Here is a 5,966-nt window from a genome sequence, read left to right on the forward strand (position 1 = left end):
TATAATACTTTATTGCTGACACTATCATTTCTATATGTAGCTAGAGCTTCAATTTCTCTTTTTCTATGAAATGATTCATAGTTACCCGTTACCGAGTAAAAAATAAAATTCATATGTTTTTATGCAACTAAATGCATCCTAGTTACTTCGTCTATATTTAAGTTTCATACCTAAATCAGCTGAACCTCTTTTATTCTAGATAATTAATCCCAACTAACTCGTTGTAATTAATTGTTACTCTACGCCATTGCGAAGTGTTAAATAGATACTCAACTGAATGAGCTATTATTTGTCACTGTTATACTCGTAATTATAGTAACCATAATAACCGTAAGCATTGCTCGCTTTTTTTACTACGCCGTTAAATACCACACCCTTTACGTCAATACCGTTTTGCTCAAAACGGTTGCGAGTTAGCTCTATCTCGCGGACATGATTTTGACCAAAACGTGCTACCAGTAATGTGGTGCCTGTATGCGCACTTACAATTGCTGGGTCGGTTACTGCAAGTATTGGAGGGGTGTCGATAATTATAATGTCGTAAGCAGCGCTCACTTCTTCAACCAACTTACTAAAGTTGCTATGCATTAATAGCTCAGAAGGATTTGGCGGTATTTGCCCCCGCGTAATAACACTTAAGCCTTCAACCTTGGTTGGTTTAGTAACTTGCTCTAAGTTTAAACGGCCAGATAGGTAATCGCTTAAGCCATCGTCCCACTTTAAACCAAACTGGGTTTGTAAGTAGCCTTTACGCATATCGGCATCAATAATAAGTACTTTTTTACCGCTTTGAGCAAGTACCGAGGCTAAATTAACCGATATAAACGATTTACCTACGCTTGGGCTTGGGCCCGATATAGCAATAATGTTATTTTTAGCTTCCATCATCGCAAAGTGCAAACTGGTACGTAAACTACGTAGGGCCTCTATTGCTAGGTCTGCTGGGTTATCTAGCGCTAATATACTTTTAGGCTTATTCGTTTTGTTTTTACGGGCTCGCTCGGCAAAGCCACTTAGCTTATCTTGATAATCTGAATGCGGTACACTTGCGTATACAGGTAAGCCTAGCGCTTCAATTTCTGCCGGGTCTTCAACGCCTTTGTGCATTGCCTTTTGTATAAGCACTATAGCCACAGCTAACATACCACCTAGCATAGTGGCCATTACCACTATTAATGCTTTTTTAGGCTTAACTGGCTTGCTGGTATTTACCTCAGCGTAGTCAATAATACGTACATTACCTACGGTGCCTGCGCGAACTATATCAAGCTCTTGTGTTTTACTAAGCAGTAACGTGTAAATTTGGTTACTTACTTCAACATCGCGCTTTAAGCGTAGTAGCTCTTGTTGAGTTTCTGGCAGGTTACCTACCTCACCAACCAGCTCTTGCTTTTGTTTATTTACAGCCTCTATTTGCTCAAGCATACCTTGGTATGTTGGGTGGTCTTTTTTAAATTTTCGGCCAATATCTAATCGTTTTAGATTTAGTTCTTGTAACTTGGTTTCAAGCTTTACAACTTGCTCAAGCACGCCTTGTGTTTCGAGCGTTATGTTTATTGACTGGCGTTTAATTTGGTAGTCGTTAAAGCGTTGCTCTGCGTATTCAAGCTGTTTTTTAATTTCAGGTAATTGTACTTCTAAAAATTCCAGCGACTTTTGCGCCTCAGCACTATTGCGCTCTACATTGCGGCGTACATAAATAGCCGCCACTTTATCAAGTACTTTTTCAGCATAGCTTGGTTTAGTACTCTCTAAATTTAAGCTAATTATGCCAGAATCTTTACCTTTTTCGCTTGCGCCAAGGGCTGTTTGAAGGTCTAAAATAGTATTTAAACGATCTTTACGGGTAATTGTAAACTCTGTACCAGGGCGTGCATTTAAAGTACGAATAGTTAAATTAAACTTACCGTTTGTAAGCTCCTCGCCCACTTTACCTGATAATATTTGCTCACCATCACCATCTAAAAGTGTAAGACTATTGTTAGCATGTGCAACTAAAGTAAATGTTTTATTTACAGCCGTACGTGGTACATCAAACCTAAATACATTTATGCTCTCGCCGCCCCATGCGTAGCTATTAGCGCCAAAGCTTGGCTCAGCTAAATCGCCATCCTCCATTGGGGTGAATTTACGATAAGCGCGGCTACCTATAAACGGAAATAGCTTAGGCTCTGCTGTTACATCAAGCTTTAAAGTATCTACTGCCTCGCCTATTATGCTGCGCGACTTTAGTAGCTCTATTTCGGTTACGGCGGCTGATGTACTTTCGAACATACCTGCCATATCGTCAAAACCAGGGACTGATGCGCCGCCGTCTTCAACTTGTATCATGGCTGTTGCTTGGTAAACAGGGGTACTTAATACTGCATAAATAACACCCACAAACATAAACAGTGTGGTTACAGCTACTATAAAGTATTTGCGGTCGAGCAATGCGCCTAGTAGCGCCATTAAATCAATTTCTTGCGTTGGTTGTGTGTTATTAGTGTTTTTATTATTAGCGTTACTAGCGCTGTTATTCGGCTGGGTATTCATTAAATTAGCCATTCCTTATAAATACTTTTGCCAAGCGCTACACGCGCTGTCGATTAATGTGTAAACGTGTTCAAAAGCCTCTTGGCTTTGGCGGTACGGATCGGGTATTTCAGCGTTATTAATCCACTTACCGAGTAAAAACGTTTTACCGCGTGCCTCTGGGTAGCGAGCATGTACGTCGTTTAAATGGCGTTCTTCCATTACGAGTATTACGCTGTTTTGCGCAACTAAGCTTGATGTAAGCTGCTGGCCTTGGTGAGCATCCATATTAACACCATGTGCGAGCGCTATTTGTTTTGCTTTTGCATCTGCTGGTTTGCCTTCAAGCGCTGTTAACCCAGCAGACGATACTTTAATATTTTTGCCTTCAAGCTTTTGCTTTAAAACATACTCACCTGTTGGGCTACGGCAAATATTGCCTGCACATACTACTAAAACTGAATCAAACATTTTTAAAAACCCTTAGTTTGCAGTTATATCGTCAACACTATCTACAGTAGCGATTGACGGTAATAGTAAGCTAATTACACGGTTCCAACGGGCAAGTGGTGCCGATGTTACATATACAATATCGCGCGGTTGTAGCTCAAACTGCTCAGCTAATACCATTGCTGCTATATTTTTAGCGTGTAACTGGTACACGTTTGCAATAACGCCGGTTTGCTCTACGTCACTTTTACGCAGTACAAATACACCATTAGCGTCTGCTGTTGCCTCATTTAAGCCGCCTGAATCGCTTAGCGCTTCGGCTAAGTTTAAACCATAACGGTTAAGCGTTACTGAACCTGCTTTTTTAACATCACCTAATACAAATATTTTTTGTGCATCGTTACGATTTACATGCACTATGTCGCCATGTTGCAATAAACGGTTTTGCGAAATGTCGCCATGGGCATAAAAGTCATCAAGTTTAATAACTTCTGTTTTATTGCCACGGGTAAATGTTACTGTGCGCCAATCGGCTGCATCAGTTAAGCCGCCTGCTTGGTTTAAGGCATCAATTAGGGTCAATGGAATTTCGGTTACTGGGTATACACCAGGTTGCTTTACTTCGCCGGTAACGTAGGTTTTTTGGCTTTTAAAACCGACTATTTTTACGTCTACTTGAGGGTCTTCTATTACTCGGCTTAGGCGTTTTACAAGCTCGTTGCGTACTTGGCTTATTGTTTTACCTGCTGCGGGTATATTTGGTGCATAAGCGTAAGTAATGGTGCCGTCTCGTTGTACTCTAAAGCCGTCAAACTCTGCGGTACGTTGTACTGCTGCAGGTATTGTTAGCTCTGGGTGATCCCATACGCCTATTGTTAGTACGTCGCCAACACCTAGTTTGTATTCGTAGTTACTTACGTTTAAACCATCGGTGCTTGAAATTGGTTTAGCTGCTATACGCGCTTGATTTTGTTTGTTTATTAGTAGCGAGTCGATTATTTGAATGTTTACTTTTTCGAGATCTTGTTCGAGGTTTTGTGTTTGCTCGCCTGAGTCTATACCTTCAAAGTGGCTGCCTGGTACTATTGTACAGCCGGTCATGCTTAGTATTGCGAGTATTGATGCGAGTGATTTACAGCTTAACGCCATTGTAGAATCCCAAAATTATTTTAAATATTGCACTTACTCACCAACCTTGGTGAGCACTTGTATTTTAGCCGACTAATTAAAGCATGTGCACTATTGTGAAGCAATAGTCTTTGCTTTGTAAAAGCTTTGTAACTAAGTTTTTAATTAGCACTGAAATTATATCAGTATTTTCATAGGGTCTTTATGAATAAATTTAATTGATAGCCGTTTTTAGCAAAACACTTAACGCATTCATCACCAATTGCACAAAGAGAAGTGAACGATAAGCCATTTAAACAAGTACTTTATGGCTGCTTACTTCTCTAAAGCGCAGCGCCCTCGACCTATTCAGATTAACCACTTAAAGCTTTATTGCACAAAGAGAAGCGAATGAGGAGTAAATGAGAAGCCATTTAAACAAGTGCTTTAGGCTGCTTACTTCTCTAAAGCGCAATGTGCTCTTAACCCTTTTTGTGAAGAAGTTCAATTACGAGCTGTGCTCGTCACGCCAGCAAGCTGTGCGTCTACAAGTGACCTTAACCACGGTGCTAAACTTTGCCGTTGGGCTTTCACGTAAAAGTGCAGCGTATTCTTAACTTTTTTTTGAATAAATTTATTGATAATTGCACAAAGAGAAGCGAATGAGGAGTAAATGAGAAGCCATTTAAACAAGTACTTTATGGCTGCTTACTTCTCTAAAGCGCAGCGCCCTCTTAACCTCTTTGTGAATAACCCTTATTACGAGCTTTGCTCGTCACGCCAGCAAGCTGCGCGTCTACAAGTGAACTTAGCCACGGTGTTAAACTTTGCCGTTGGGCTTTCACTTAAAAGCGCAGCGCCCTCTTAACCTCTTTGTGCATAAATCACTTAAAGCTTTATTGCACAAAGAGAAGCGAATGAGGAGTAAATGAGAAGCTACTTAAACAAGTACTTTAGGCTGTTTACTTCTTTAAAGCTCAGTGTGCTCTTAACCCTTTTGTGAATAAACCCTATTACGAGCTTTGCTCGTCACGCCAGCAAGCTGCGCGTCTACAAGTGAACTTAGCCACGTAGGTTTAAGTGCTTTGGGCACGCTTCCGCCCTTAGGTTACAGTTCCTAGTTACTGATATAAAATTATTTTTTCGCGGCATAAAGCCGCTGCTACGTTTTTAGTTATTATTGCTTAATATCTTTATTATCTACACTTACTTCAATTTTTTGATTAAGTAAGTTAATTAGTAAAATACTGCGCAAGTCGCCATCGGGCTCTTTGTATATTGCTTGTATATTACTAAATGAATCGTTATTCACACTTACTACATCACCTGCTTTTGGTATTTGTGATTCAGTAGTGTGTGAACGTTCATTCTTTAACTGGTCAATTATGTGCTTAGAAACCAACTGATAATCTGCTCCATAAGAAATAAAACCGCCTATTCCACGGGTGTTTTTTACAGCAGAAAAATTACCATTTTTTGATTCAAGGCATACAAATAAATAATTAGGGAATAAAGCAGTGTGTTTGACGGTCCGACGACCTTTAACCAACCTTTCGGTAGTTAATTTGGGGTAAAACGCTTCAATCCCTTGATTTTGCAAGTTAGTTTTGGCTCTCTCTTCTTGCTTAGGTTTGCATACGACTAAATACCAACATTCCATAGTAGCCCTTAATACATAACTAAATTGCAAAAAATACAATTCCAAACTAAACAGCGGCGACATTATAGCCAACATAGAGTGCCTATGTAAATACGCTTTAGTGGTTAATAGCCACTCACTTTAATAAATATTGTTATTGAGTTTAAAGGGAGTAAAGGCTTCAATGCTAGTTTAGTACCTATAAAGCCATGTTTAGATTGGGCTAAACAAAAGTTTAGCCGCGAAAATTTATTAA

The 5,966-nt window shown here is 39.8% G+C and carries 5 protein-coding genes; 1 reads left to right on the forward strand and 4 read right to left on the reverse strand.

What is annotated here, in order from left to right; translation table 11 throughout:
- Window positions 1–285: 285 nt before the first annotated feature.
- From GQR46_RS14895 to GQR46_RS14905, 3 genes are read right to left on the reverse strand one after another with little or no spacing between them, the layout of a single operon-like run.
- Window positions 286–2,535, reverse strand: a complete 2,250-nt coding sequence (locus tag GQR46_RS14895) for a polysaccharide biosynthesis tyrosine autokinase (RefSeq protein WP_165741338.1) — start codon at window positions 2,533–2,535, stop codon at window positions 286–288.
- Window positions 2,536–2,550: 15 nt separating this feature from the next.
- Window positions 2,551–2,985, reverse strand: coding sequence for a low molecular weight protein-tyrosine-phosphatase (locus tag GQR46_RS14900; RefSeq protein ID WP_007582278.1), 435 nt, complete (start codon window positions 2,983–2,985; stop codon window positions 2,551–2,553).
- Window positions 2,986–2,997: 12 nt separating this feature from the next.
- Window positions 2,998–4,113 carry a polysaccharide export protein gene (locus GQR46_RS14905; protein ID WP_165741339.1) on the reverse strand — a complete coding sequence of 372 codons (1,116 nt, stop codon included), beginning with the start codon at window positions 4,111–4,113 and terminating at the stop codon, window positions 2,998–3,000.
- A gap of 631 nt (window positions 4,114–4,744) precedes the next feature.
- On the opposite strand from GQR46_RS14905, the gene GQR46_RS14910 reads away from it, so the two are divergent.
- The gene (locus GQR46_RS14910) at window positions 4,745–4,939 is read left to right on the forward strand and encodes a hypothetical protein (RefSeq protein ID WP_165741340.1); all 195 of its coding nucleotides are present in this window, start codon (window positions 4,745–4,747) and stop codon (window positions 4,937–4,939) included.
- A gap of 309 nt (window positions 4,940–5,248) precedes the next feature.
- On the opposite strand, the gene rfaH is transcribed toward GQR46_RS14910, so the two are convergent.
- Window positions 5,249–5,731, reverse strand: coding sequence for a transcription/translation regulatory transformer protein RfaH (rfaH, locus tag GQR46_RS14915; RefSeq protein WP_165741341.1), 483 nt, complete (start codon window positions 5,729–5,731; stop codon window positions 5,249–5,251).
- Window positions 5,732–5,966 lie beyond the last annotated feature (235 nt).

The organism is Pseudoalteromonas sp. Z1A6 (assembly GCF_011378745.1).
Taxonomy (GTDB): Bacteria; Pseudomonadota; Gammaproteobacteria; order Enterobacterales; family Alteromonadaceae; genus Pseudoalteromonas; species Pseudoalteromonas arctica.